The 25,541-nt window shown below is 34.6% G+C and carries 26 protein-coding genes and 1 tRNA gene; 11 read left to right on the top strand and 16 right to left on the bottom strand.

Going from position 1 to position 25,541, the window contains the following annotated elements; translation table 11 throughout:
• Positions 1 to 20: 20 nt before the first annotated feature.
• Both ICJ83_RS03395 and ICJ83_RS03390 read right to left on the bottom strand, forming a co-directional pair.
• On the bottom strand, positions 21 to 536 hold the full coding sequence (locus ICJ83_RS03395; RefSeq protein ID WP_188228938.1) for an acyl-CoA thioesterase: 516 nt from the start codon (positions 534 to 536) through the stop codon (positions 21 to 23).
• Positions 537 to 611: 75 nt separating this feature from the next.
• Positions 612 to 1,547, bottom strand: coding sequence for an HU domain-containing protein (locus tag ICJ83_RS03390; protein WP_188228937.1), 936 nt, complete (start codon positions 1,545 to 1,547; stop codon positions 612 to 614).
• A 102-nt stretch (positions 1,548 to 1,649) separates the two neighbouring features.
• Here ICJ83_RS03390 and dprA point away from each other — a divergent pair, with 102 nt between their 5' ends.
• The gene (gene dprA, locus ICJ83_RS03385) at positions 1,650 to 2,753 is read left to right on the top strand and encodes a DNA-processing protein DprA (protein WP_188228936.1); all 1,104 of its coding nucleotides are present in this window, start codon (positions 1,650 to 1,652) and stop codon (positions 2,751 to 2,753) included.
• Here dprA and ICJ83_RS03380 read toward each other — a convergent pair.
• The 4 genes from ICJ83_RS03380 to ICJ83_RS03365 all read right to left on the bottom strand — a co-directional run bounded on the left by ICJ83_RS03380 (position 2,750) and on the right by ICJ83_RS03365 (position 5,933).
• Positions 2,750 to 4,375 carry a hypothetical protein gene (locus ICJ83_RS03380; RefSeq protein WP_188228935.1) on the bottom strand — a complete coding sequence of 542 codons (1,626 nt, stop codon included), beginning with the start codon at positions 4,373 to 4,375 and terminating at the stop codon, positions 2,750 to 2,752. The two genes, dprA and ICJ83_RS03380, sit on opposite strands and share 4 nt — an antisense overlap.
• Positions 4,376 to 4,576 (bottom strand): hypothetical protein, encoded by a 201-nt coding sequence (locus ICJ83_RS03375; RefSeq protein WP_188228934.1) that lies wholly within the window; start codon positions 4,574 to 4,576, stop codon positions 4,376 to 4,378.
• A gap of 29 nt (positions 4,577 to 4,605) precedes the next feature.
• Positions 4,606 to 5,574 (bottom strand): tryptophan--tRNA ligase, encoded by a 969-nt coding sequence (trpS, locus tag ICJ83_RS03370; protein ID WP_188228933.1) that lies wholly within the window; start codon positions 5,572 to 5,574, stop codon positions 4,606 to 4,608.
• Positions 5,575 to 5,690: 116 nt separating this feature from the next.
• Positions 5,691 to 5,933: a GlsB/YeaQ/YmgE family stress response membrane protein gene (locus tag ICJ83_RS03365; protein ID WP_188228932.1), complete on the bottom strand. Its 243-nt coding sequence runs from the start codon at positions 5,931 to 5,933 to the stop codon at positions 5,691 to 5,693.
• Positions 5,934 to 5,996: 63 nt separating this feature from the next.
• On the opposite strand from ICJ83_RS03365, the gene ICJ83_RS03360 reads away from it, so the two are divergent.
• Positions 5,997 to 6,725 (top strand): lysophospholipid acyltransferase family protein, encoded by a 729-nt coding sequence (locus tag ICJ83_RS03360; RefSeq protein ID WP_188228931.1) that lies wholly within the window; start codon positions 5,997 to 5,999, stop codon positions 6,723 to 6,725.
• A 39-nt stretch (positions 6,726 to 6,764) separates the two neighbouring features.
• Here ICJ83_RS03360 and ICJ83_RS03355 read toward each other — a convergent pair whose 3' ends face one another.
• A complete protein-coding gene (locus tag ICJ83_RS03355) occupies positions 6,765 to 7,355 on the bottom strand; it encodes a carboxymuconolactone decarboxylase family protein (RefSeq protein WP_188228930.1) in 591 nt (196 codons plus the stop codon).
• A gap of 60 nt (positions 7,356 to 7,415) precedes the next feature.
• On the opposite strand from ICJ83_RS03355, the gene ICJ83_RS03350 reads away from it, so the two are divergent.
• The 3 genes from ICJ83_RS03350 to recJ are packed head-to-tail and all read left to right on the top strand — an operon-like array spanning position 7,416 to position 11,455.
• Positions 7,416 to 7,835, top strand: coding sequence for an OsmC family protein (locus ICJ83_RS03350; RefSeq protein ID WP_188228929.1), 420 nt, complete (start codon positions 7,416 to 7,418; stop codon positions 7,833 to 7,835).
• 11 nt (positions 7,836 to 7,846) lie between these two features.
• Positions 7,847 to 9,754, top strand: coding sequence for a peptide-N-glycosidase F-related protein (locus ICJ83_RS03345; protein ID WP_188228928.1), 1,908 nt, complete (start codon positions 7,847 to 7,849; stop codon positions 9,752 to 9,754).
• Positions 9,755 to 9,763: 9 nt separating this feature from the next.
• Positions 9,764 to 11,455, top strand: coding sequence for a single-stranded-DNA-specific exonuclease RecJ (gene recJ, locus ICJ83_RS03340; RefSeq protein WP_188228927.1), 1,692 nt, complete (start codon positions 9,764 to 9,766; stop codon positions 11,453 to 11,455).
• 24 nt (positions 11,456 to 11,479) lie between these two features.
• On the opposite strand, the gene ICJ83_RS03335 is transcribed toward recJ, so the two are convergent.
• Together ICJ83_RS03335 and ICJ83_RS03330 are read right to left on the bottom strand one after the other, a co-directional pair.
• Positions 11,480 to 12,232: a sulfite exporter TauE/SafE family protein gene (locus ICJ83_RS03335; RefSeq protein WP_188228926.1), complete on the bottom strand. Its 753-nt coding sequence runs from the start codon at positions 12,230 to 12,232 to the stop codon at positions 11,480 to 11,482.
• 10 nt (positions 12,233 to 12,242) lie between these two features.
• Entirely contained in the window at positions 12,243 to 12,995 is a 753-nt protein-coding gene (locus ICJ83_RS03330) for a UDP-2,3-diacylglucosamine diphosphatase (protein WP_188228925.1), read from the bottom strand.
• Between the two features lie 129 nt (positions 12,996 to 13,124).
• On the opposite strand from ICJ83_RS03330, the gene ICJ83_RS03325 reads away from it, so the two are divergent.
• Together ICJ83_RS03325 and ICJ83_RS03320 are read left to right on the top strand one after the other, a co-directional pair.
• Positions 13,125 to 13,289 (top strand): hypothetical protein, encoded by a 165-nt coding sequence (locus ICJ83_RS03325; protein ID WP_223154577.1) that lies wholly within the window; start codon positions 13,125 to 13,127, stop codon positions 13,287 to 13,289.
• Positions 13,290 to 13,411: 122 nt separating this feature from the next.
• Positions 13,412 to 14,194 carry a pentapeptide repeat-containing protein gene (locus ICJ83_RS03320; RefSeq protein WP_188228923.1) on the top strand — a complete coding sequence of 261 codons (783 nt, stop codon included), beginning with the start codon at positions 13,412 to 13,414 and terminating at the stop codon, positions 14,192 to 14,194.
• Between the two features lie 3 nt (positions 14,195 to 14,197).
• Here ICJ83_RS03320 and ICJ83_RS03315 read toward each other — a convergent pair whose 3' ends face one another.
• Positions 14,198 to 14,650: a 6-pyruvoyl trahydropterin synthase family protein gene (locus ICJ83_RS03315; RefSeq protein WP_188229283.1), complete on the bottom strand. Its 453-nt coding sequence runs from the start codon at positions 14,648 to 14,650 to the stop codon at positions 14,198 to 14,200.
• 116 nt (positions 14,651 to 14,766) lie between these two features.
• Here ICJ83_RS03315 and ICJ83_RS03310 point away from each other — a divergent pair, with 116 nt between their 5' ends.
• Complete coding sequence (locus ICJ83_RS03310; protein WP_188228922.1) at positions 14,767 to 15,408, top strand: 2OG-Fe(II) oxygenase; 642 nt, start codon at positions 14,767 to 14,769, stop codon at positions 15,406 to 15,408.
• Between the two features lie 134 nt (positions 15,409 to 15,542).
• On the opposite strand, the gene ICJ83_RS03305 is transcribed toward ICJ83_RS03310, so the two are convergent.
• Together ICJ83_RS03305 and ICJ83_RS03300 are read right to left on the bottom strand one after the other, a co-directional pair.
• Positions 15,543 to 15,716: a hypothetical protein gene (locus ICJ83_RS03305; protein ID WP_188229294.1), complete on the bottom strand. Its 174-nt coding sequence runs from the start codon at positions 15,714 to 15,716 to the stop codon at positions 15,543 to 15,545.
• Positions 15,717 to 17,048, bottom strand: a complete 1,332-nt coding sequence (locus ICJ83_RS03300) for an MATE family efflux transporter (protein WP_188228921.1) — start codon at positions 17,046 to 17,048, stop codon at positions 15,717 to 15,719. It lies immediately after the preceding gene.
• A 175-nt stretch (positions 17,049 to 17,223) separates the two neighbouring features.
• Between ICJ83_RS03300 and ICJ83_RS03295 the strand changes: the two genes are divergently transcribed.
• From ICJ83_RS03295 to ICJ83_RS03285, 3 genes are all read left to right on the top strand, one after another.
• The gene (locus tag ICJ83_RS03295; RefSeq protein WP_188228920.1) at positions 17,224 to 18,018 is read left to right on the top strand and encodes a universal stress protein; all 795 of its coding nucleotides are present in this window, start codon (positions 17,224 to 17,226) and stop codon (positions 18,016 to 18,018) included.
• A gap of 3 nt (positions 18,019 to 18,021) precedes the next feature.
• Positions 18,022 to 18,095 (top strand) — tRNA-Ala (locus ICJ83_RS03290).
• Between the two features lie 164 nt (positions 18,096 to 18,259).
• Positions 18,260 to 19,447 (top strand): aldose epimerase family protein, encoded by a 1,188-nt coding sequence (locus tag ICJ83_RS03285; RefSeq protein WP_188228919.1) that lies wholly within the window; start codon positions 18,260 to 18,262, stop codon positions 19,445 to 19,447.
• Positions 19,448 to 19,629: 182 nt separating this feature from the next.
• Here ICJ83_RS03285 and ICJ83_RS03280 read toward each other — a convergent pair whose 3' ends face one another.
• The 4 genes from ICJ83_RS03280 to ICJ83_RS03265 all read right to left on the bottom strand — a co-directional run bounded on the left by ICJ83_RS03280 (position 19,630) and on the right by ICJ83_RS03265 (position 25,428).
• Positions 19,630 to 20,352: an NUDIX hydrolase gene (locus tag ICJ83_RS03280; protein ID WP_188228918.1), complete on the bottom strand. Its 723-nt coding sequence runs from the start codon at positions 20,350 to 20,352 to the stop codon at positions 19,630 to 19,632.
• Complete coding sequence (locus ICJ83_RS03275) at positions 20,336 to 21,187, bottom strand: alpha/beta hydrolase family protein (protein WP_188228917.1); 852 nt, start codon at positions 21,185 to 21,187, stop codon at positions 20,336 to 20,338. The genes ICJ83_RS03280 and ICJ83_RS03275 overlap by 17 nt, the downstream gene beginning before the upstream one ends.
• Positions 21,188 to 23,953, bottom strand: a complete 2,766-nt coding sequence (locus tag ICJ83_RS03270; protein ID WP_188228916.1) for a PD-(D/E)XK nuclease family protein — start codon at positions 23,951 to 23,953, stop codon at positions 21,188 to 21,190.
• 83 nt (positions 23,954 to 24,036) lie between these two features.
• The gene (locus ICJ83_RS03265; protein ID WP_188228915.1) at positions 24,037 to 25,428 is read right to left on the bottom strand and encodes an OmpA family protein; all 1,392 of its coding nucleotides are present in this window, start codon (positions 25,426 to 25,428) and stop codon (positions 24,037 to 24,039) included.
• Between the last annotated feature and the right edge of the window lie 113 nt (positions 25,429 to 25,541).

Here is a 25,541-nt window from a genome sequence, read left to right as displayed (position 1 = left end):
TGGATTTATTATCTAAAGTATTATTCTTCTGTAAAAAAGGCTTTAAGTTCGGTAGCGTCGCTTGGTTTAATTTTGCCAGATAGCAGTAAACTTAGTTGTTTACGTCGTAAGGCAGCATCGTAACGTTGTTTTTCTAATTCGGTTTCAGGAATAAGTTCAGGAATTTTAACAGGACGACCAGTTTCGTCTACAGCGACAAAGGTGTATATCCCCTCATTGGCTTTAGTTCGATCGCCAGATTGACGATCTTCAATCCAGGCATCTATAAAAACCTCCATTGAGGTGTTAAATGCGCGAGATACTTTTGCTTCAACAGTAACCACACTATCTAAAGGAACCGCCTTATTAAACGCCACATGGTTTACAGATGCGGTTACCACAATACGAGCACTATGACGACGAGCGGCAATAGCTGCGGCACGATCCATTCTGGCTAGTAGTTCTCCTCCAAATAAATTATTAAGAGGGTTGGTTTCACCAGGTAAAACCATGTCTGTTAATGTGGTTTTTGATTCTTCTGCAGTTTTTCCTTTCATGGCATTCATTTTAATTTTGCCGCAAAGGTAAAAGGTTTTTTATATTTCAGTAGAAATAAATACGTTAAAGAAAGATTAATCTAAAGCTTGAACCAAAAGCCAAGCCTCTTTATTTTGTTCTTTTTTAATGGTTCTTAACGCTTTTAATGCGTCAAGTCTATCTTCGTAACTTGCATATACCACCTGATGTAGACCGTATTTATTAACGCCAATTTTTCTGGCGCTGTAACCTAAAGCTTTAAGTTCGGCTACTTTTGTGTCGCAATTTTCTTCAACTCTAAAAGCGCCGGCAACAATATGGTAATTTCCTGTTTGCTTAGTCACGGTAAGTTTTGCTGCAGGTAATGGATTTAAGCTAAATGTGGCTTGTTGGATTTTGTTATCTAACTGTTTCGTAGCTTCTTGTTGTGCCATTTGGTTGTGTTGTTCAATTTCATTTGCATAAAAATTTGAACCTATAAAGCCACTTATAGTTAATGCTACAACAGCAACAGCAGCATACTTAAGATAAGATCTATTTTTGCGTTTTTCTTTTGTAATTGTGAGTGGAACAACTTTTTCAATAGCTTCAACTTGTTCAACATAAGTTTCTCTGGTGATAGCAGGTGAAACAAATTGAGATAACCCAAAAGCATCGGTTAGATAATTAATTTGATATGAAGGTTCAAACATAATTTTTCCTTCCGTATTAAAAACCAGCTCACCAATATTTTTAAATGTTATCGTTTCTCCAAGAGCCAGATTTGATTTTAAAACGGCTACACGTTTAGCAATTTTTTGGTTGGCATTTTCAAATGAAATCTGTTCTACATCAGAAATATAATGAGCTAACAAACCATCATTTTTTTGAATTTGCTCATTAAATGACAACATTTTTTTTGGAGGATAGAACGCATTCGAACTATCATCAATAGTTGCAGAAACGCTTTGTGTTAAAAATGACCCAAACTCAGGAATGGTAACACATTCGTATCTGTAAAGTAAATCGCTTATGTAGGTTTCTAATTGCATATTAACAAAGTTAAAAAATTATACTTCTGATAAAAATATAGTTTCAATTTTTTTTAATGTAAGAAAATTCATTTATTGCAATTGTATTCTTAAAGTATCAATGTGCAGGAAACGAATTTATTATATGCCTTAGCATTACAACATGTGCCTAACATTGGCGATATTACCGCTAAAAGATTAATTGCACATTGTGGTTCTCCCGAAGCTGTTTTAAACGAGAGAAAGCAGAATTTGTTAAAAATAGACGGTGTTGGTCATGTAATGATTAAGCATTTATTTAATACAAATCATTTAAAAGCTGCTGAGGAAGAGTTAAGGTTTATATATGATAATAGGATAAAATTGAGTTACTTTCAGGATGCCGAATATCCAGAAAAATTAAAGCAGTGTATCGATGCGCCTATAGTGTTGTTTGAAACAGGTAGTATACAATTAAAAAACAGAAAAATTATAAGTATTGTTGGTACACGCAAAATTACCTCGAGCGGCACGGCGTTTTGCGAACAATTGGTTGAAGCTCTTGCAATATATAACCCTGTAGTAGTATCTGGTTTTGCTTACGGAACCGATATCACCGCCCATAAAGCAGCCATTAAGCATAACTTGCAAACCATAGGCTGTCTGGCGCATGGATTAAACCAAATTTATCCTAAAGTACACAAGAAATTTATGATTCCTGTAGAAGAAAATGGTGGTTTTTTAACCGATTTCTGGAGCTCTGATACCTTCGATAGAAATAATTTTTTGAAACGAAACCGAATTATAGCAGGACTAAGTGAAGCAACTATAGTAATTGAGTCAGCAGAAAAAGGAGGAAGTCTGGTAACTGCCGATATTGCAAATTCTTATAACCGAGATGTCTTTGCTGTTCCTGGTCGCCCCACCGACGTGCAAAGTTCAGGCTGTAATAATTTAATAAAACAACATAAGGCACATATGTTAACCACGCCTTTTGATATCCCTTATATTTTAAATTGGCAAATTAAGGATCCGGTTAAGCCAACAATTCAGAAACAATTATTTGTTGAACTAAACACCGATGAAAAAACGATTTATAATTTTTTACATTCCAGTGGAAAGCAGCAACTGGATATCATCGCATTAAGATGCAATATACCTATTTATAAAGTAGCAAGCATATTGCTTAATATGGAACTTAAAGGTGTTGTAAGGCCTTTACCTGGAAAACTTTTTGAGGTCGTTTAGTTGTTAATTTTTACAATCCAAAGCGCATTAAAATAAGTCCGTTGTTCTAAAGTCCCTTTTTCAAATAACATCGATCGAATATTTGTGTCATGTATCACATACACATAAAACCAATTATTATTGGGGTTTATAAAATGCTCTGGGTGAAAACCACGCTTTTTTAAAAAAGTCATCCATTTTTCAGCATTTTCTTTTTCGGAAAACACATTGGTTACTAGGTAATAACCTTGCTTAAGTGAAGGAATTTTTATGGTCGTAAATCTAGCCTTATTTTCAAATAAGGTATTGTATTTATCTTTTTTAGACGCTTTCTTAAGTGGCTTAATAGGTGTTTTTGAGTAGGATTGATTCCTGGTTTTAAACTGTTGAGAATCTTTGGTCGTGGATGGGCTTTTTTTAATAAACTGAACTTTTGGGACATGATTCATATCCGATAACCCGCAAATATATGTTTTTGTAGGCATGTCCAAATCGAAAGTATTAGAACCTTTCTTGTTTACCTTTTGTATCTCGTTATATTTTTGGTTTGCTATCTGGTTTAAACCTATTGATGAAGGCTGCTTTATAATGCTTTTATTGTTAAGTTGCGATGGTTCAGGTATTTTGTGCGATGTATGCGAATTAGTAAATGTTTTATCTAAAGGGTTTTTCGAAGCAAGCGAATTTAACGGTGTTTCATTTGGGGTAGGTAAATAGGCTATTCGCTGATTTTTAAGCGTCATAAATTCACTACTAATTTCCGTTTCGAATGCCATAAAGAATAAATAAAACCGATCTACTTTAGTAACGAGTTGGAGTGTTGTTTCAGTACTATTTGGTTTTATTATAGCATTGTTCTTATTAGGAATATCGAGTTTTAATAAATCGAAACCTAAGGTGTTCGAACTATTTGGCGTGCGATAACTTTTAAATGAATTATCGATAGTTATACTACTGTTAAAAAAGTTATTTTCAGCTCTTTCGGCATGCTTTAAAGGAATGTAAAGTTTTGTTTCTGGATTTAAAATATTGCAGTAGTCGGTTTTTATTCGACGGTCGCCTTCAAGTGTACCCATGGCTATACTAGTTTTTATTTCGCCATTTTCCGGAGTTTTAAAACCATTAAATGTTATGTTTTCGGGTTTGTTCTCTACACCAATAAACCCGTTATAAGTGGTAAAGTATTTAGGTGTTTCATTTTCCGACTCATAAATGACATATAATAGCCAACCTCCAGAGGAGCCTCCAGAGATATAGCCTTGAGAGGCCTTTATGTTTGCAACAGTATAAGTTCCGTTTAATTTTGTTGAAGTTTTTAGAATGTCGGTTACATCGGCATAACACACATAAGGAGAATTTGCTTTAAACAGGTCTTGGGTATGACTATCGAAAATAACATCTCCAGTGATGGGTATGTATGATACATTTGAAGGTGTTTTAAATAAGATATCGTTTATGTCGTTTTTGCGAATGCCATTTCCTTTGTAGATAATTTCGCGACTTGTTGTTTTCTTTTTGCTATACTCAAAAGTGTAAGTAGCGCTCCAATATAGTGCAGCGTATACTATATTTTGATTTTCTTCAGATAGTTGTAAATCGGCAGCACTGGAACTAAAAGTCGATTTGTCGTCGTCAATATCCACTTACGACAATTTTAAATTATCATTAATAGCTGTAGGATCGTTAAAAGGAGCATCGTTGTCAACACTAATAATGTTGTTTCCTATGAGTATTGAATTACCTTTAAGGTAAAATGATTTGTTATGCTCGAAAGCTAATCCGTTTTGAGCTTGTATACTATAACATGTTGTGTAGGTTAATAAAAGTAGGTAAAAATATTTCATGATTAGGGGTGGGGTAGTGGTGCGGCAGGCTAGTATCCTGCTTTTTGCCGCACCCTGTTTAATACCGAATCGGCTACTTTTTTAGCTTTTTCGGCACCTAGAGCAAGGGCTTTGTCTAACACTTCAAGGTTGTTCATATAATAATTATAGCGTTCACGCTCTATTTTAAATTTTTCAACGATAAGTTCAAACAAGGCTTGTTTAGCATGACCATAACCATAATTGCCATTTTCGTAGTTAGCTTTCATAGTTTCTATTTGCTCGTGGTTAGCCAATAAGCTATAGATAGCAAAACAGTTACAGGTAGCCCAGTCTTTAGGGTCTTCTAACGGAGTGCTATCCGTTTTAATGCCCATAATTTGTTTGCGTAATTTTTTATCGGTTTCAAAAATGTTTATAAAATTATTACGCGATTTACTCATTTTTTCACCATCTGTTCCAGGAATAAGCATGGTGTTTTCTTGAATTTTACCTTCTGGTAAAACAAAGACCTCTCCCATTTTGGCATGAAAACGTGATGCCACATCTCTGGTCATTTCAATATGTTGAAGTTGGTCTTTACCAACAGGGATAATTTCGGCATCATAAAGTAAAATATCAGCCGCCATTAGCATAGGGTAGGTAAATAATCCCGAATTAACATCTTCCAAACGGTCGGCTTTATCTTTAAAACTATGGGCTAATGTTAAGCGCTGATACGGAAAAAAGCAGCTTAAATACCACGATAATTCGGTTACCTGAGGAATGTCACTTTGTCTGTAAAAAACAGTTTTTTCTATGTCTAAACCAAAGGCAAGCCAAGTAGCGGCAACAGAGTAGGTGTTGTATCGTAATTCTTCGGCATCTTTAATTTGTGTTAAAGTATGCAAATTAGCGATGAATAAAAAGGAGTCGTTTTCTGGCTGTTCAGCCATTTTAATGGCCGGGATAATTGCGCCTAAAATGTTTCCTAAATGTGGTGTTCCTGTACTTTGTATACCTGTTAATACTCTTGCCATATATGTTATTCTGTTTTAACCCAGAATCTTTTTAATTAAACTTTAGGGCAAATGTAACTATACTTAGCAATAAAAAAAAGCGATTCGTAAGAACCGCTTTTAATTACTTTGGAGCTTTATTTCTTGAATAATCCTGCAATAAATAAAATAATAATGGCACCAAGAGCTCCAGTAATAACATCTCCTATAAACCCGCTGTAAATAGAAATGCCTAAAGCTCCAAATGTCCAATTACCAACAATGCCCCCGACAATACCAATAACGATATTTAAAAGTAAGCCGAAGCCACCGCCTTTCATTAATTTTCCGGCTAGCCAGCCAGCAATAGCACCAATAAGTAATGCATAAAGTAAACTCATTTTTAATTAGTTTAATGTTAGTATTGTTTAAATATAATCATTTTAAAGTCTATTTTTGTTGGCATGGGCGTATTTAAATATCTGTTCTGGATTCTATATCGAATCTGGTTTTATATACTGGTAACATTGCCAATAGTGGTGTTGTTTCCGTTATTATTCGTTTCTATTTTAAAGGAAAAATGGTACCCTTTCTTTTTTAAGTTGGCACGTATTTGGGCAAAATTCATACTTATAGGTATGGGCTTTCATTATAAAATTGAACGCGAACAGACCCCAGAATATGGTAAGAGCTATATGTTTGTAGCAAACCATACCTCTATGACGGATATTATGCTTATGTTGGTTGTTGTTAAGAATCCCTTTGTTTTTGTTGGCAAAATGGAATTGGCAAAAATTCCTCTATTTGGGTTTTTCTATAAGCGTACCTGTATTTTGGTCGATAGAACATCGGCTAAAAGCAGGCAGGGTGTATTTTTACGAGCTCAGAGAAGGTTGAAATCAGGCTTAAGTATATGTATTTTTCCAGAAGGAGGCGTTCCTGATGAACACATAATACTCGATGAATTTAAAGATGGAGCATTTAGATTGGCTGTAAACCATCAAATTCCGGTCGTGCCTATCGTTTTTTACGACAATAAAAAACGATTTTCTTATACTTTTTTCAGTGGTGGGCCAGGTGTCATGCGGGCCAAAATATTCAAGTTTTTAAATACAGAAGGCTATGCAACCAAGGATACTAAACTTTTAAAAGATAAAACGCGATCTATAATTTACAACGAGTTAAATAATTAATGCGTTTAATTGGTAACACAATTAGCGACAACGTGTTACTTATTTATGCTTCCCCTTTTCCCAGCCGTGTTTTCCCAGATATTGTTCGCCACTTTCAACAGCTCCGTTTTCTATGGTTGTTGCCATGCTATCATTCCAACGGTTTAAATAGCCAAAAAGAGAAATAACCCCTAACATTTCTACTATTTCACCTTCATTCCAATAGGCATACAATCGTGTTTTTATATTTTCATCAACGGCATTTGGAATTTGAGATGCCGCCAAACTAAAATCTAAAGCGGCACGTTCGGCTTCGCTAAATGCTGGATGTATACGGTAATCCCAAATGTTATCGAGCTGTTCTTTTTCGGCACCGTAACGTTCGGCCGCGCGTATAGCATGGGCTTGGCAATAACGGCATCCCGTAGCATTACTACTAACCCAGGCAATCATGCGTTTTAAAGCAGAAGTAACGCGACCTTCATTAGCCATCACGGCTTTATTTAAGTTTATGAATGCCTGACTAATTGCTGGTCGATGTTGCATAGTTAAAACCGAATTTGGGCAAAAGCCCAAGGTTTCATTAAAGAACTCGGCCAGCTGTTTGGTTTCAGCATCATGATTCTCAGATAAAGGCGTTACTAAAGGCATAAATTTATTTTTTAATAGTATTTTTGGTCTCCACAAGTAACAAAAAATATTTCATACACAATGGGAAATCACATAACAACCACATGGTTAGGTAACATGAAGTTCGAGAGTACAAATCCGTCGGGACATAATCTTTTTATTGATGCAGGGCCTGAAAACGATGGCAATGGCGATGGTTATAGACCCAAAGCTTTAATGTTATCTGGTTTGGCTGGGTGTTCAGGATTAGATGTGGCTGCCTTAATAAAAAAAATGAAGTTGGATGTTGAAGATTTTAAAATTGAAATAGATGCCAATTTAACCGAGGAACATCCAAAGTATTATGACAAAGTAACCATGAATTTCCATTTTTTTGGAGAGAATTTAGATGAAAAAAAGTTACAAAGAGCTGTCGATTTATCGGTTGAAAAATATTGTGGCGTAATGGAGATGTTTCGTCAATTTGCCGATGTTCAGATAAATACATTTTTTAATAGCTAAAATTTATACCATTGAAAAAGATAAAATATTTGTTTTTCTGTTTAATTGCAATTGGTTTAACAACAAATGCTCAGGAAAAAATTCATGTTGTTTCGCACCAGGGAGAAACTATAGTAACCGATCCTTCGCAGGGGAGTAATAGTTACAAACGAATGGCTAAGTTTCCAGAGGCGTCAAAACCTATCCGAAGCATAATATTGAATCTTAAATTTGAATGCCCAGATAAAATGCGATGCGCCGATTGGGATTATGTAGACCATATAAAAGCACGACAAGTAAATGATACAACGGTTTATGAAATTGCCAGAATGTTAACTCCTTATGGTGGTTTTTTTCAAAAAGACTGGGGATTCGAGTGGCGTGTTGATGTTACTGATTTTAGTTTAATTTTAAGAGATGAGGTGGAAATCGATTATATCCATACGGGATATGAAGATAATAAATCGCGTGGCTGGAAGGTTACTGTAGATTTTGAAATAATTTATGGTAAACCAGTTGCTAACCCATTGGCTGTTCATAAGCTATATGATGGTAATTTTAAATATGGTTTTAAAGACGATCCTATCGAAAATCATCTGGTGCCTATAACGTATAAGGCTAAGTCGAACAATGGTTTTTCTAAAATAAAAATTCATCAAACTGGGCATGGAATGGATGCTAATGGTTGTGGCGAATTTTGTAGTAAGTATCGAGATATTCTCTTTAATGGCGCAGTGATAGACCGACAGGATTTGTGGATGGAATGTGGTGATAATCCCTTATTTCCGCAGGCAGGGACTTGGATTTTTGATCGCGCTAACTGGTGTCCTGGCTATTTGGTGCAACCCGACGAGGTTCTGCTTAATACCGAAGCAGGTAAATCTTTCACGGTGGATATTAATATGGAACCATACGAAACAGAAAACCCAAGTGCCAATGAACTTTTGTCTGCTTTTGTTATAGAATATGAATCTCCAAATGCTAAAAATGATGTTACTCTAACCGACATCATTCAGCCATCTACAAAAGTAACACACAAAAGGAAAAATCCGTTTGGCGGGTTACCTGTTATTCAGGTGAAAAACAATGGAAGCAATCCATTAAAGAAGATGAATATTGAATATTATATTGAAGGTGAAAAACCTCAAAAATATAAATGGACAGGAGATATCCAGTTTGGAGAATCGGCTGCTATTACTTTACCTACAGAGGTATTTAGTAAAAAAGAGCAAGCAAAATTTCATGTTAGTCTTTCTAAACCTAATGGAAAAACCGACGCCTTTAAAGCCGATAATGAAATGGTCTCTAACTACGAGCGTCCTGACATTTTACCCGACACAATTGTAGTGTATTATAAAAGCAATAATAAACCATGGCAAAACAACTACAGTATTGTAAATAGCTTTGGGGAAGTAGCTTTTGCTAAAGATAGTATACATATTAAGCCGAGTACCGTGTATCAAGATACTATTCATTTAAAGCCTGGAAATTATAATTTCAAATTTAATGATACCGAAGGCGATGGATTAGAGTTTTGGTTCAAGGCTAAAGATGGAAGAGGAGAGGTAAAACTTTTAGATGCTAATGGTAAGGCTATAAAGCAATTCGGCTCCGATTTTGGTAGCCATATAAATTATAATTTTTCGGTGCAACCCGATATGCTTTATGAATTAGATAATGAGCCGTCGGTTGGCGTTTTTCCAGCCAGAACTCAGGGACCAATTACCCTCGATTATTTTTGTAACACCCCAGCAAATGTAAAAGTACTTATTGTAGATCAGGAGGATGAAACTAAAGTTTTCGAGGCTCATAATTACATGAATTTTTCAAAAGGTACCTTAACCTACGATTTATCGTATTTGCCTAAAAACAGATATTATATTCTTGTATATATGAACGACAAAGGTGTTTATAAAAACAGAATACGACTTAAAGAATAACCTACTTATATGCGCTGGACGATAAAACCCAAGCCAGAAAGCGAAAAAATAGAAGCCTTAAAAGAAGCCCTGCAGGTAGATGATATAACTGCTACACTGCTATTGCAGCGAGGTATTCAAACCTTCGATGAAGCAAAGGCCTTTTTCCGGCCTAGCTTAAACGATTTGCATAATCCGTATTTAATGAAAGATATGGATAAAGCTGTTGCAAGAATGGAACAAGCGTTGGCTAACGATGAAAAAATTTTGGTTTACGGCGATTACGATGTTGATGGAACCACTTCGGTGGCTTTAATGAGCTCTTACTTAAAAACCAGAAGTTCTTGGGTGGCCACTTATATTCCAGATCGATATGATGAAGGTTACGGTGTGTCTTTTAAAGGTATTGATTTTGCCAGCGACAACGAATTTACACTCATTATCGCGTTAGATTGTGGTATAAAGGCTATCGATAAGGTAAATTATGCCAAAGAAAAAGGTATTGATTTTATTATTTGTGATCACCACAGGCCAGGCGATACTATTCCAGATGCCATTGCCGTTTTAGATCCTAAACGTAACGATTGTCAATATCCTTATAAAGAATTGTGTGGTTGCGGTGTAGGTTTTAAACTTGTTCAGGCTTTAGCTGAAGAAATGGGACATTCCATTTTGGATTTAACAGGATATCTGGATTTAGTAGCTACAGCAATAGGTGCCGATATTGTACCTATTACTGGGGAGAATCGCATTTTGGCATACTATGGTTTAAAAGTTATAAATAGTACACCCAGACCTGGAATTCAGGCGTTAATAAATCAGGTAAGCAAAAAAAATGAACTTACCATTACCGATGTTGTATTTATGGTGGCTCCGCGTATTAATGCGGCAGGACGGATGAAGCATGGTAATTATGCGGTAACCCTTTTAGCCGAAGACGATATGGATTTGGCAAACACCTATGCCGAAGATATTAACGCGTACAATGAAGATAGGCGAGAAACTGATAGGCAAATTACAGAAGAAGCCTTAATGCAAATTGAAGAAAATAAAGAACAAGATCGAAATACTACGGTAGTATATCACGAGCATTGGCATAAAGGGGTTATTGGTATTGTAGCTTCACGTTTAACAGAGACCTATTACCGACCTACATTAGTATTTACCAAAAGTGGTGATAAACTAGCAGCCTCGGCACGCTCGGTTGTTGGATTTGATGTTTATAATGCATTAGAGGCATGTAGTAAATATATCGAACAATTTGGAGGACATAAATATGCAGCAGGATTAACTTTGAAAGAAGAAAATTACGAAGCTTTTAAACAGGCGTTCGAAGATGAGGTAACCAAAACTATAGACCGAAGTTTGCTGACACCCGAAATTAAAATTGATGCTCAGATTAACTTAAACGATATTACTCCAAAATTCTACCGAATTTTAAAGCAATTTGCACCATTCGGGCCAAGTAACATGACTCCTGTGTTTATAACAACTAACGTAGCAGACACGGGTTGGGGCAAATGCGTAGGTGCCGATGAATCACATTTAAGAGTGACGCTAAAGCAATCCGATTCGCAAGCTTTTGTAGGTATAGGTTTTGGATTGGGTAATAAAATAGATGTTATTTCTGGTCAGGTGCCATTCGACGTGGTTTATTCAATCGATGAAAATGAATGGCAGGGTAAAGTATCCTTGCAACTTAAACTCAGGGATCTTAAATAAATTGGTTTTAAAGGTCAATTGAAATTAAAAAAACCATAGTTTAACAGCCATTAAAATAAGTATTACCAGTAAAAAAGGTTTAATAAATCTGTCGCCTTTCATGACTGCAAAACGACTTCCAAACCAAGCGCCTATAGCATTCCCTGCCGCTAGAATAAGCCCTATTTTCCAATTGACTTTGTCGTTAACAATAAATACAATTAGGGCTGAAATTGTATAAATAAAGACTACCACTACTTTAGTGGCATTAACCCTGACTAAGTTCATACGATGAACAAAATGTAGAAAAAGAATCATTATAAAACCAATTCCTGCGTTTAAAAAACCCCCATAAATACCAAAAAAGAAAAACGAAATAATACCAATCCAAAGGTGTTTTCCTGTTAACCGTTCTTCTAGTTGTTCTGCTTTAATTTTGGGTTTAAAAATTATTAGCAGACCAGCTACTATTAAAACAACAGAAAGCATTTTGGTAAAGGTTTCTCCTTTTACATCTACAGCTATGTGAGCTCCAATAAGGGCTCCGAATACCGCAGAAATGCCCAGATATACATTAAAAGGAAAAGTTGATACACCTTTACTCTTAAACCCTGCAGAGGCAAAGGCTGTTTGGAAGACGATACCTATTCGGTTGGTGCCATTGGCAACGTTCGGAGGTAAACCACAAAATATAAGGATAGGTAAAGTTAGTAATGAGCCGCCGCCGGCTATGGTATTTATTATACCAACTATAAAACCAGTAATAAGAATAATGATATATAGTGGTAAGCTGTCCAAAGCTGAGGTATTAGAATTCTTTTAGTTGCATGGATTTGCCATCAAAAACACCGTAAGTGTAATAGGAAATCCAGTCACCCAGATTAATATATTTCGACTTCCCGTTTAAATCGATTTCTAGAGGTAAATGCCTGTGACCGAAAATAAAATAATCGCGGTGTTCGCTTTCTAATTTACGTTTGCAATATTGAACCAGCCATTCGTTGTCCTCGCCCAAAAATTTAGCGTCTTCATCTCCAGAAATAAGCTTGTTTTTTACAGACATGTATTGCGCTAATTTAACGCCAATATCTGGGTGCAACCAACGGAAAAGCCATTTCGAAAAGCGATTAGTAAACACTTTTTTCATGCGCTTATAACCTTTATCTCCCGGGCCTAAACCATCGCCATGACCAATAAAAAACTTGGTGTTATTAAACTTAAACTCTTGAGGTTTATGGTAAACGGTTATATTCAGTTCTTCTTCAAAATAACCATTCATCCATAAATCGTGGTTACCAACAAAAAAATAAATAGGTATGCCTGAATCGGAGATTTCTGCAAGTTTACCTAATGTTCTGGTAAAACCTTTTGGTACAACTGTTTTATATTCAAACCAGAAGTCAAACAAATCACCGAGTAAAAATATGGCAGCAGCATCTTTTTTTATCGTATCTAACCAAGCGATAAATTTTTTTTCTCGCGGTATTGAATCGTCTTTGGTTGGAGCTCCTAAATGATTGTCGGAGGCGAAATAAATCTTTTTTCCGTGCGGGATATTCATGCGGTAAATATACATAAATAACTTGTTCAGCGTAAGCAAATAAATTTTAGTAGTTAATTATTACTATATGTTTAAGTTATAAGAAAATATGTTTTGAAAACAGTCGTTAAAACGTTTAATTTACTACACTTGAAAATATTGCCCCTTATGGAAAGTAAAATTCATGAACTAGAACAAGAAAATATACAGTTAAAGCATCGATTACAGGAAATCGAAAAATTAGCCAAAAAGAAAAGTAAACGTCGTACGGGTATATTAAAGCTTATTGGATTTACAATCGCAGGAAAAAATTAAAAAAAAGTATTTACAGTGCCCTTGAAGAGTATGATAATCAGAAGAATATTACGCGCGAAACTTTATCAGATTTATTGGCAAGTATTCTGCACCGTGTAACGAGAATCGGGTTTGTAACTATTATGTTTGCAGTGCTACCTTCGGTCTTGTTATTTTGGCAAAACGGCCTGTTAAAACAACAAAATAAGAAAATTCAGGATCAAACACATTTAGCAGAAGCTTCAAGAAGATCAGCACAAATGTTTATAATGGGAGAAGTCCTATCGGATATAAACAGAGAATTAAATCAAAAAAACATCTTGTCCAGTGGGTTAGTAGGACGGATTGTGAGTTTAAGTCACGCCATGAAACCTTACCGTTATTTAATGGATAACGAACTTATTGATTTTCCGGTTAGCCCGGAGCGTGGTCAATTATTAATAGCGTTAGCAAAAAGCAATATCCAGTCGTCGTTTTTTGTTGATCATATTTTACAACAAGGTAATTTTATGCAGGCAGAACTGGCAAACAGCAGTTTACCAAATACCATTTTAAAAGATATTAATCTAGAAGGGGCTGTTCTTACCAATTCTAATTTTGTTAATGTCGATTTATCGTATGCCATTTTAAAGAACGCGAGTCTTCAAAATATTGAATTCACCGATGCACAACTAAAACGAGTAGATTTTACACATGCCGATTTAAGTTATTCTGATTTACGATTTGCTAAAGTAGAGGGCGCTAATTTTAGCCAAGCCAATTTAGACCATGTTCGAGTAGATCGAATGGATTGGTTGCAGTTTGTAAAAACAAAAGCACATGTTAAAGGCGCCGATTATTTACTGGAAAATTATAAAGTAGACAGTCTCGATTATGAAGGGTACAATAAAAAAGTGCCTACTTTGGTTAGGAAATCGATGTTTTAACCCCTATAAATTATCGTTGGCATACCACTCGGCAAATGAGCTATCCGTTTCTTGTAATTTTAACGAATGCAATGTAATGTGCTCAGGAAGGCGTTTCTTGATTTTTTTGGCAAAATCAATAACCATCATTTCGCTGGTAGGCTGATAATCTACCAAAAGTACATTATGCCCGCGGTCTTCTAGCTCTTTAGCCAATTCAATATGAGGTGTATTTTTGTTGAACACTGTGGCGTGGTCGAATACATTCACAATTTCTTCCTTCACTATTTTTTTAAGATCGCCAAAATCGATAACCATACCATATTTTACATGGTTTTTATCTGAAATTGGCTTGCCAAATACCGTTACTGAAAGTTTGTAGCTGTGTCCATGAACATTTTTACATTTACCGTCGTATCCGTAAAGGGCATGACCAGTTTCGAAAGAAAATTGTTTCGTTATGCGGATGTATGTCATCAAAATGTAGAAAATTTATATACAAAGATATTGATTTTGTAAAAGCAATCGAATTTTAGTTTACATTTGCGCGCTTTTATCCACTCAGGATTGATAGTTTTTTTGCTTAGTTATTTATGAATCAACTTTTTGAAGCTATTGATTTTGTTGAAAATCCGGTATACGAACAAATTATTTCGGATATATCAACCCAACAGTTTAGTATTATTGAAAACTTCTTTACACATGAAGAGGTAGAAAAATTAAGACAGTCGCTTATTGAAAAGCATGAAGAAGATGCTTTTAAAAAAGCAGCCATTGGAAATCGCGTAAACGAAACGATTGAAAAATCGATAAGAGGGGACATGATTTTATGGATGGATGAGCGTATTGCCAATAACACCGAACGCCTGTTTTTTAATAAAATAAATGACTTAATAGGCTACTTAAATAAAACATGTTTTATGGGAATTTTGCATAAAGAGTTTCATTATGCAGTATATCCTAAAAACACGTATTATAAACGTCATATTGATACGTTTCAAAATGATGACCGTCGAAAATTATCGGTGGTGTGTTATTTAAATGAAGATGGTTGGTTGCCAGAGTATGGTGGAGAATTAGTTTTATACTTAAACCAAAACGGACAGGAAACCGAAAAAGTTATTTATCCGTTTCCTGGTCGCGTGGTAATTTTTGAAAGCCAGGTTATTGAACACGAAGTTAAAATCGTAAATACTGAACGTTTAAGTATTACAGGCTGGTTAAAAACCCGATAATTAACGTCGTTTTCTGCGGTTATAAATGTAGATGATTACCAATACAATGGCTAGTATTAAAAATAGTTTATTCCCCATAATATCATGTTTTAATAAAAGTCTAAAGGTAAACTTTTTAATCAAAAAGGTGTATGCTATTGATTCCTTATTTTATTATAGCGGTAAACCAAATAGGCTAGAATTACTAGCAAGATAAAGGGTAACATGGTTCCAATAAAGACGCCAATTTCATAGGCTTTATCAGGAGCGTGTTTTATTTTGTTTTCAATATCGGGTTGAATTAAAAAAGATACTAATACAGACATCATTTAATTGTTATTGTTGCTGGAGAATGTTTTTCTGAAAAATACAATAAGTGGTAAACCTCGGGCAATAATCCAAAAGGTCATGGCAATAAAAATAGCATTTAATTTGTAACCTAAACTATCCAAAAGAAAGAGAATAGGTATAAACACTACAAAAGTGGAAAATAACAAAACATTTCTTAAATATTTCATCATACCTAGTCCTTTAAACATACCATCAAAGATAAATGCGATGGCACACAAGGGTTGCATAAATAGTATAATATAAAATGTGCTGTAAAATAAGTTTAAGACTTCAGGGTCTTTGGAAAATAATCTTCCTAAGGGGTAGTAACCTATCGCACCAATAAGGGCAAGTAATATACCTACAATTACCCCATACTTTATAAGTGTATTACTTAAATGCATGAGGGATTTATAGTCTTTTGCTCCAAAAAATTTTCCTGATAAAATATTACCAGCACTGGCATACCCATCAATAAAAAAGGCAGCAAAAAACCAAAGATTTATTCCAATAGTATAGGCAGCTATATATGCCGTGCCATAGCCAGTTGCAAACCGTGTTGCAAAATATAATGTGGCATTTAGAGCCAAGGTTCTAACAAATAAATTAAGAATCATAATTATGAAACGCTTAATTTCTTTATTAAATGGAAAATGTAAACGTAACGGAATATCTGTTTTCTTCAATAAAAAATAGGCTGATAATAAAGCCATGGTAAATTGAGAAATAAGACTTGCCCATGCGGCTCCTTTAATATTCATTGCAGGAATATAACCTTCGATGCCAAATACTAATAACACGTCTAAAACAATATTTAAAATGGCGCCAACTATGGCTATAATCATCGGGTAATAGGTATTTTGCAAGCCTCTAAAAGTTCCAAAAACAGCAATAGAAAAAAGGGTAAAGGGAAAACCAAAAACACGTATTTTATAATATTCGGAAGTGTAGTCGAGTATAATTCCTGAGGCATTGTAAAGTTTAAAAATGCTATTGGAAAAAGGGTAGGTGGTTAGTATAATAAGAATGCTAAGCGATGTAATAATAAAAATAGCTTGAGCCGGCAGATTTTTAATGTGTTCAACTTTATTCGCTCCTAAGTATTGTGAAACAATTGATGAAATAGCGCTTCGTGTTTGCCCTAAAACCCAAATAAGCATAGAAATAAAGGTACCCACAATACCTACAGCAGCAAGCGATTCGGTAGCGTTTACATCGATATTCCCAACAATCGCAGTATCAGTAATGGATAGAATGGGTTCTGAGATACCTGCAATTAACGCAGGAACGGCTAATTTGTTTATATGACTAAAGCTTAAAGAGTTATTCATAAAAATGTTTTACAACGAAGGGCAAAGGTCGTAAATTTTAGTGTTTATTTGTTTTGGCAGCTAATATTTGGCATGTAAAGGCTGAAAGAAATACATATAACTTATTGCAAAATAGATTACATTTGGACTCGTTTTTCAATAATTATATTAAATTTAGAAATCTAAAATTATCGAAATGAAAAATATATTAGTTCCCGTAGGTTCATCTGCTAATGCTTTAAGTAATTTACAATATGCTATAGATTTTGCACAAGCATTTGGAGCCAGATTATATGTAGTGCAAGTATATAATGTATATACCAAAGCAGGAACTATGATAAAAGTAGATGATATTATTGAACGGGAAAGTATTGCGTATTTAAATGATTTAGTATCGAAAGTTGATAAAAAAGACGTCGAGATAATTATTAAATCATTTAAAGGAAAGTTAATTGATACGCTTGAATTGGCGTGTAAAGTTGGTGATATAGATTTGATTTTAGTGGAGCCCAGAACCAATTCCATTCGCGAAGAAGTATATTTGGGTAAAACATCAGGCAAAATTATTAAACAAACTCAAATTCCTGCATTAATCATTCCTGAAGGCTATACATTCAAGCCAATAAAAAATATTTTATTCGCTATTAAGTCGGCCATTATTAAAAAGGCAGACGTACTGGGACCTTTAAGGGCTGTTAAAGAGAATTTTTCATCAAATGTAAACTTGTTGTTAGTAAAAACACCGTTTTATGGAGAAGGTGATTTTGAAGTAAACGACGAGATGAAAGCCCTTGTTGATACTACTACAAAAACTGAAAATGCAACTACTTTTCAAGGGGTTTTAGAACATTTTCAAGCACAGCAACCAGATCTTTTATGTGTCGTTAGACGAAAACGCGGATTTTTTGCAAAAAATTGGGAAAAAAATGTAATTTTGAAAAAAGATTTTTACAGCCCAGTACCCGTATTAGTGCTTAGTGGCTTAAAATAATATGGGGGATTAGCTCAGTTGGCTAGAGCGTTTGGCTGGCAGCCAAAAGGCCACCGGTTCGAATCCGGTATTCTCCACAAACTCCAAGGTAAAAAACCTTGGAGTTTTTTTGTGTTTCATTGTAATGTAAATGTCTTTTATATCAGGCTTATTAAATTTTTTACTTTATAAGTGTTAATTTAACAATTAAAAAGTTTAACTTTAACTTCATAATTTTATTAACTACTAAATTAGGACTTAAATGAATAGTAAATTTATAAAAGGTATTTATGCAATGGCCTTAATAGGTACCACTTTATTATGCGTTCAATGTAAAACCGATAAAAAGAAATCTGCTGAAAATGAACTGGTAACCGAACCAGAACCAGTGGTTACAATTTCTAAAAAGCCTTTTGGTATAACTTCCGATAGTGTTGCTGTAGATCAATACACTTTGAAAAATGAAAAGGGTATGGAAGTGCGTATAATAACCTTTGGTGGTATCATTACACACTGGACTGCACCCGATAAAAACAATGCTTATAAAGATATTGTGTTAGGGTATGAAACACTGAAACCATATGAAGCAAATCCCACATTTTTTGGTGCTTTAATAGGGCGTTATGGTAACCGAATTGCTAAAGGCAAGTTTACAATTAATGAGCAAGAATATACCTTGGCAACGAATGATGGTTCTAATCATTTACATGGAGGTGATAAAGGTTTTGATAAGGTAGTTTGGACGGCTTCTGAAATTCAAACGGATAGTACTGCCGCTCTAGAATTAACATATTTAAGTAAAGATATGGAAGAAGGCTATCCAGGAAATTTGAATACTAAAGTCGTTTATACACTTAATAATAACAATGAATTAGAAGTTGCTTACGAAGCTACCACCGATAAACCCACCATTGTAAATTTAACACAGCATACCTACTTTAATTTAACAGGAGATACCTCTAAAACGATATTAGATCATGAATTAATGATAGATGCCGATCAATTGGTGCCAGTTGATGAAACATTAATTCCAACAGGAGAACTTACCGATGTTACAGGAACGCCTTTCGATTTTAGAACGGCTAAAGCAATTGGTCAGGATATAAATAATGATAATGTGCAATTAAAAAGAGGTTTAGGCTACGATCATTGCTGGGTGTTAAATAACCAAGATGAAGGGATACGTTTAGCGGCATCGGCCTACGAAAAAGAAAGCGGAAGAGTGCTTGAAGTATACACTGATGAACCAGGAATTCAGTTGTATACTGGAAATTTTTTGGATGGGACCTTACCAGCTAAGCAGGGCGGTACCTATGAATATAGAACAGGATTTTGTTTGGAAACCGAGCATTATCCAGATTCACCTAATCAACCCGAATTTCCTTCGGTTCTTTTAAACCCAGACGAAACTTACCAAACAACAACAATATTTAAATTTACAACGAAGTAAACTTTAAAATAATTTAACTTGAATAGTGGTTAAAAATTTTCGTTAGTTTGAGTGAATTTCACGATGGAAGTGAGTGGCGTTTGTATATAAAAACATAAAAATATACGTCGTGATACAAAATTCTAAAAGAAGTTTACTCGAAGCGACGTTTGCTGCTTTAACTATTATTCAAGTTAATTTTTTTATTTGAAAATACTGAAGTTAAATCCTTTTTCTTCTAATTTCTTATATTTTTTATAATCGAATTTATAAAGATAAGCGCCTTTTTTAGAACCAGTTTTATCTTTTTTGTTAAGCGGAATAAGGAGCTTTAACGATAATACTTTTTTACGGAAGTTTCTCGGGTCCAATTGCTTTTGATGAATGACTTCGTAAAGTTTTTGAAGTTGAGGTATTGTAAACTGTTTAGGAAGTAATTCTATACCTATGGGGTAAAATCGCGATTTGGTACGTAGGCGTTCTAGGGCATCTTCTACCATTTGATCGTGGTCGTATACAAGTTTTGGTAATTTTCCAATTTCGTACCATTGCGCACCATGTTTTTCAACCAGTTGTTTGTCGTATTCACCTATGCGAATTAAAGCATATTGTGCGATCGATAAACATCGAGCACCCTCGTCTCTGTCTATATTGGAGTAGCATTTTAATTCTTCCATAAAGATGTTCTCCAAGCCTGTAATTTCTTTTAATACCCGTTGAGCTGCTTCGGTAACATTTTCGTTGGGGCTTACAAAACTACCAATTAAGGAAAGTTCTCCTTGTTTCGGTTTTACTCGTCTTTCAAATACTAATAGCTTTAAAATACCGTCGTCAAATCCAAAAATGATACAATCTGTAGCAACGTACATTTTCTCACCATTTTCGTAAGTTGGAGTGTCTATAGTTTCGTTATTTTTGTTGTTCATTTAAAAAGTTTAGGGTTTTGATTATTACGGTATTTAAATGATCTGGCATTTGGTCTTTTTTCCAAGGATGTTGTGCACCAAAAACATGATTTGCCCCATCAATAACCTCAAAATTGCTATTGGAATGCCATTTATGTATGGTTTGAGATTCTAAAATTGAAACACTGGTATCCTGATTTCCATGAATTATTAAGTGCGGAATTTGAAGGTTTTCTGCAGCCCTTTGTATATATAAACGGGTTTTATTTTTATGAAAATCTTCGAAAAACTGAAAGTAATGAGGCATTTGCTGTTTAGTCCTTCCATTTTTAATATAGGTTACCCCTTCTTTTTTCCATTTTGTAGGTTCGCAAAGCGCTTCCATTCTGGATTCAAAATCTGATACACTGGCTAAACTTACTAATGAAGTTATTCGAGGGTCTTCTTCTGCTTTTATTATGGAAATTCCACCACCACGACTATGCCCAATTAATGTTATGGATTTAATATTAACTTTTTCTTTAAGATCTTCTGCGCGGTATATCCAATCGATAACTGTTTGTAAATCGTCCAGCTCTTTAGTATAATTATTATTACCGAAAGCTTCTAAATCTGGAAAATCAATAGGTTGTTCAATCGTGCCGCCATTATGTGAAAAATTAAATTTAATAAAATAATATCCTGCGTTTGCAAAGGCCTTTGCCATTAAGTGCCATGCCCCCCAATCTTTAAAACCTTTGTATCCATGACAAAAGATTATAATTGGCTGCTTCGTGTTTGTTGAGGTAAAAGTAGAGTCTATTAAAATGGGTTTTTGGTGTTTACCATCAATTACGTACTGCTCATTCTTTAGCATTTACACTTCTTTTTCTGTGAAAGGAATATTAGGGTTGCAAATCTCTAAAATAATATTTTTTAGTTCAACCTTAAAATTATCGAGGGTTTCATTAGTAATTAAATTGTCTTTTTTAGCGCGGTAACCTGAATGTTCTTTTTTCCCAAATTTTAAAACACCGGCATTTAAGTTTTTAAATGAAATAATTCCAGCCTCTACAGGTAATTGAATGGTTTCCATTTGGTGCATCATGTAAGCATAACTTAGTATCTGAAAACTTTTGCTGAATTTTTTATAATCGGTTGTAATGTCTTCCCAATTAACAATCTCAACCTGATTTTGACTTACCTTACCAGATTTGTAGTCGATAATTCTCGTAACACCGTTATATACATCTACACGATCTACTTTACCAACCATTTTTACGGTGAAATCAAGCTCAGGTATATCAACCTGTATTTCATTATTTGCTTCAATGGCTTTAATTTCTATGGTATTTCCTGCTTTCAAATCTGAAATTTCAAAGTCTATAAAGTTTGAGACATAACGTTTAGCAATTTCAAAAATTATAAGGTTTTTCCCTTTACTAATATCACCTTCTTTATATTCATTTTTAAAATGATAGGTTACACGTTCTTCTATTTTACTTTTAAGCGTATTTAAAATATCGATGGTTAAATTTTGGCCTATAAGTGGTTTATAAAAGTCTTCAAGGGTATTGTGCACAACCGTCCCCAAGGTGTTGGCAGCAACCGTTTCTTCAACATCGTCATGTTCTTTAATTTTTAATACTTTTTGATAATAAAAATCTATAGGGTTTCTAATGTAAGCAGTTAACGAAGAAGGGGAAAACCCCTTTGCGGCAACATTTTTTAAATCTTGTATTAACTGGTCTGTTTTGTGTATGATATTTTCCGATTCAACTAAAACGGGGACTTTAGGCGTTAAAATTTGATGAGTTATTTCATGTGTTTTTTCCAATTCAAGCTGTGTAATAAATCGGCTTTTTTCACCACCTGTAAGAACATCAGCTTCGGTATTATATAATATGAAAACTCGTTTTGCACGTTGCAATAGTCTGTAAAAGTGATAGGTATAAACAGCATCCTTTTCTTTATAAGTAGGTAGTTTATTTTCTATTTTAACATCAAAAGGAATAAATGAATTATTACTTTTCCCGGATGGTAAGACACCTTCGTTAACTGAGGATATTATAACGGTTTCAAAATCTAATACGCGCGATTCTAGCATACCCATCAACTGAAGCCCTTGTAGGGGTTCGCCTTGAAAATCTAATGATTCAGAACTTAATAATTCTTTGTAAATGCTAAAAAGTGCAGAAATATCGTTTATATGGCCGTAAGTTGAATTTAAGCTATCTAGCGTATTAAATAATTCGTTAAAGCGATACAGGTACTCTAAAGATAATAAATTGGAGTCTTTATTGGTATTTAGGTAATCTTTGATTAAAATTATTAATTCTGTGCAATTTTTAATAGCAGCAACGGGTGATTGATTCCAGTTCGAAAATAAAATGTTGATGAGATTACTAGATTCTGGAGCTATCTCTTTTAACCGGTTTATCGTAACATAAATTATATTGTTGTTATCTATAGTTTCGATAAGCTTTGAAGCATAATCTACCCCTGATTTAGAAAATAAAGGTCTTACAAACTGATGAGCAATTATGTTAGTTACATCTTTAAAATAGAAAGCATGAGGGTCTGTTTTATGTAGCTGAAATAAAGACTCGAATAATGAACTTAGTGGAATGGATTTTAGTGGAAAACCCATGGTGATATTAAGCGCATTAACATTTTCTGGAATGGAATTTAGTACCGGAATCAGCAAGTCTTCATCGCCCAAAACCACTGCAGTATTTTGTAAATTTGGATTCTCAGTTTGTAATTGTTTTAGCAGCGATCCGATATATTTTGCCTGACCTATATTTTTAGGAATTCCAAATATAGAAAGTTCTTTTTTCTGTTTGTAATTATTGGTTATCCAATTAAAGTCATGGTTTTTAAAGTAAGACCATTTTTTTTTGTGCTGTCGGGTAAACAGTGAAGCATCATGGTATGTGTTGTTAAAAAAATGAGCGTCAATGTCCCAATAAATATCTGCTAATTTATTGTTTAACAAGTTTTGGATAATCTGTTCTTCGCATGTATTTAAAGCATTAAATCCTAAAAACACATGCTTTTTTTCAGGATATTCTTCAATATAGCCATTTATCTTATGAGTAGCTTCACGATACAATAATCCTTGGTAACCCATGTTTTTAGCTTTTAATGTTTCCGAAAAATGGATGTAGTAGCTGTGAAGCTTATTCCAGAATGCTAAATAATTTTTTATGAATTCGGTTTGGTTTTCCTCAAGCGACCAATGATGGTGTTCAATATCTTTGATATCGCTTAAATAATCAAAAATGCGTTTTTGAGGAATATTATAGCGATCAATTTCATTAAAATCCTGTAGTACTATTTGTGCCCATTTTGTAAAAACCTCGAAAGTATCTGGTTTTGCTGGTTTGGTTAGGGTTAGGTAAGTATTATAGAATTCAAATAGAAGTTGGGTATTTGTTACCGTTTTTAATCCGGAAAGTGTTTCAATAAATTCTTCAATACTTATTATTTCTGGGGCAAAGATTGTCTCATCACACAGTTTTTTAAGCTCATGTTTTAGAAAGAGCCCGGCTCTTTTACTTGGTAATATAAAAATTAGTTCTGAAAGGTTTTTGCCTTGAGATTTTAAATCGTTAAGAACATCGAAGATAAATGTGGTCATAGGATAAAAATAAAAAACGCTTCGGATATCCGAAGCGTTTTTTGCAAAACTTATTTATTGAAATCTAAGTTCTAGTTTTCTATTTATTTCACTAAGTTAATTTCAACACGTCTGTTGTTGGCTCTACCTTCTCTTGTAGAGTTGGTGTCGATTGGTTTAGACTCACCAAAACCTTCAGCAGAAAGTCTGAATTCGTCTACGCCATTATTAACTAAATAATCTTTTACAGAAAGTGCTCTGGCATCCGATAATTTTTGGTTTAATGATTCGCTACCAACGCTATCTGTATGACCTTCAACTGTAAATTTAGCATTCGGGTATTCTTTTAATATTGCTACGATATCATCTAATACTTGAGCAGATTGTGCTTTAATAGTAGATTTACCTGTATCGAATAAGATTGTTTTAGCGTAATCGTTAAGCGCTTTTTGAACAGCCTCAGTTACTTCAGGACATCCGTTGTTAGCAACAGTACCTACTTTGTCCGGACATAAATCATCTTTATCTAATACACCGTCACCATCAGCATCAGCGTAAGGACAACCGTTGTTAGATGCAGGACCAGCTTCGTTAGGACATTTGTCTTCACCATCGGTAACACCGTCACCATCGGCATCAGGACAACCGTTTAACGATTTTAAACCAGCTACTGTAGGACATTTATCATCTTTGTCAACAATACCATCACCATCAGTATCTGGACAACCATTGAATTCAGCAGGACCAGCCTCATTAGGACAATCGTCTTTACTGTCTTCGATGCCATCGCCATCAGTATCAGGACAACCATTGAATTCTTCTAAACCAGCAACTTCAGGACAAGCATCATCCTTATCGTAAACACCGTCACCATCACTATCGGCTCCACCAAATTTGATAGAGATACCAGCACTATGTTGGAAGTGTGTTTGTAAATAGTCTTCGAAAGCGTGCTTATAAGTAGATTGAAGTGTTAAACCGATATTTTCGCTAAACCAAAGGTTAAAACCTAAAGTACCGTTTAAGGTACCTGCGCCAATTTCGTCTATCCATGTGTAACCACCACCTACACCAAGAAATGGGTCGATAGTCGTTCCTTGAAGGAAGTTGTACTTAATTGTACCATCAACGCCGTAGTAAGATAAATCGCTAACTTCGTTAACTTCTTCTGGATCAGACCCAGGAACATCACCCCATTTTTCTATTTTATTTAAAGAACCAGTAACTCCAAAAGAGAAACCACCTCCTACGTATTTTGAAACGGAGATTGTAGATAATGATGGTAAAATGTTCCAGTGATCGTCTACGTTAAAATACTCATCGAAGATCGTTTCACCGAATTGGGAACTGCCCACAATACCATCACCAGATGGGTATGCGTCAACGGCATTTACTCCAATACTAATTTGCCAAGGATTGTTTTTGTCTTGTGCGTTCATGCTGTTGTAGCCTAAAACTAGCAACATAGCGAACAATAATCTGCTAAGATTTTTCATATTCAAAAGTTTAATTTTTAAGTGTTAATCGTAAACAAATTTAAGTTGTAAAAATTTATTAACAAAATAAATATAATAAAAAAAGCCTCACATAATGAGGCTTTTATTAAAAT

The organism is Aestuariibaculum sediminum (genome assembly GCF_014596945.1).
GTDB classification, from domain to species: domain Bacteria; phylum Bacteroidota; class Bacteroidia; order Flavobacteriales; family Flavobacteriaceae; genus Aestuariibaculum; species Aestuariibaculum sediminum.
Note: the sequence above shows the minus strand (reverse complement) of the source record. Positions and strands in the feature narration are given on the sequence as shown.

Bases quoted from the DNA above. Each gene is read 5' to 3' on its own strand.
- trpS (WP_188228933.1), bottom strand. From the start codon at position 5,574: ATGGCAAGAGTATTAACAGGTATACAAAGTACAGGAACACCACATTTA.
- ICJ83_RS03375 (WP_188228934.1), bottom strand. From the start codon at position 4,576: ATGAAATATTTTTACCTACTTTTATTAACCTACACAACATGTTATAGT.
- ICJ83_RS03265 (WP_188228915.1), bottom strand. From the start codon at position 25,428: ATGAAAAATCTTAGCAGATTATTGTTCGCTATGTTGCTAGTTTTAGGC.
- ICJ83_RS03310 (WP_188228922.1), top strand. From the start codon at position 14,767: ATGAATCAACTTTTTGAAGCTATTGATTTTGTTGAAAATCCGGTATAC.
- ICJ83_RS03360 (WP_188228931.1), top strand. From the start codon at position 5,997: ATGGGCGTATTTAAATATCTGTTCTGGATTCTATATCGAATCTGGTTT.
- ICJ83_RS03315 (WP_188229283.1), bottom strand. From the start codon at position 14,650: ATGACATACATCCGCATAACGAAACAATTTTCTTTCGAAACTGGTCAT.
- ICJ83_RS03300 (WP_188228921.1), bottom strand. From the start codon at position 17,048: ATGAATAACTCTTTAAGCTTTAGTCATATAAACAAATTAGCCGTTCCT.
- ICJ83_RS03350 (WP_188228929.1), top strand. From the start codon at position 7,416: ATGGGAAATCACATAACAACCACATGGTTAGGTAACATGAAGTTCGAG.
- ICJ83_RS03270 (WP_188228916.1), bottom strand. From the start codon at position 23,953: ATGACCACATTTATCTTCGATGTTCTTAACGATTTAAAATCTCAAGGC.
- ICJ83_RS03285 (WP_188228919.1), top strand. From the start codon at position 18,260: ATGAATAGTAAATTTATAAAAGGTATTTATGCAATGGCCTTAATAGGT.
- ICJ83_RS03275 (WP_188228917.1), bottom strand. From the start codon at position 21,187: ATGCTAAAGAATGAGCAGTACGTAATTGATGGTAAACACCAAAAACCC.
- ICJ83_RS03390 (WP_188228937.1), bottom strand. From the start codon at position 1,547: ATGCAATTAGAAACCTACATAAGCGATTTACTTTACAGATACGAATGT.
- ICJ83_RS03305 (WP_188229294.1), bottom strand. From the start codon at position 15,716: ATGATGTCTGTATTAGTATCTTTTTTAATTCAACCCGATATTGAAAAC.
- ICJ83_RS03330 (WP_188228925.1), bottom strand. From the start codon at position 12,995: ATGAATATCCCGCACGGAAAAAAGATTTATTTCGCCTCCGACAATCAT.
- ICJ83_RS03295 (WP_188228920.1), top strand. From the start codon at position 17,224: ATGAAAAATATATTAGTTCCCGTAGGTTCATCTGCTAATGCTTTAAGT.
- ICJ83_RS03355 (WP_188228930.1), bottom strand. From the start codon at position 7,355: ATGCCTTTAGTAACGCCTTTATCTGAGAATCATGATGCTGAAACCAAA.
- ICJ83_RS03320 (WP_188228923.1), top strand. From the start codon at position 13,412: ATGTTTGCAGTGCTACCTTCGGTCTTGTTATTTTGGCAAAACGGCCTG.
- recJ (WP_188228927.1), top strand. From the start codon at position 9,764: ATGCGCTGGACGATAAAACCCAAGCCAGAAAGCGAAAAAATAGAAGCC.
- ICJ83_RS03365 (WP_188228932.1), bottom strand. From the start codon at position 5,933: ATGAGTTTACTTTATGCATTACTTATTGGTGCTATTGCTGGCTGGCTA.
- ICJ83_RS03280 (WP_188228918.1), bottom strand. From the start codon at position 20,352: ATGAACAACAAAAATAACGAAACTATAGACACTCCAACTTACGAAAAT.
- ICJ83_RS03395 (WP_188228938.1), bottom strand. From the start codon at position 536: ATGAAAGGAAAAACTGCAGAAGAATCAAAAACCACATTAACAGACATG.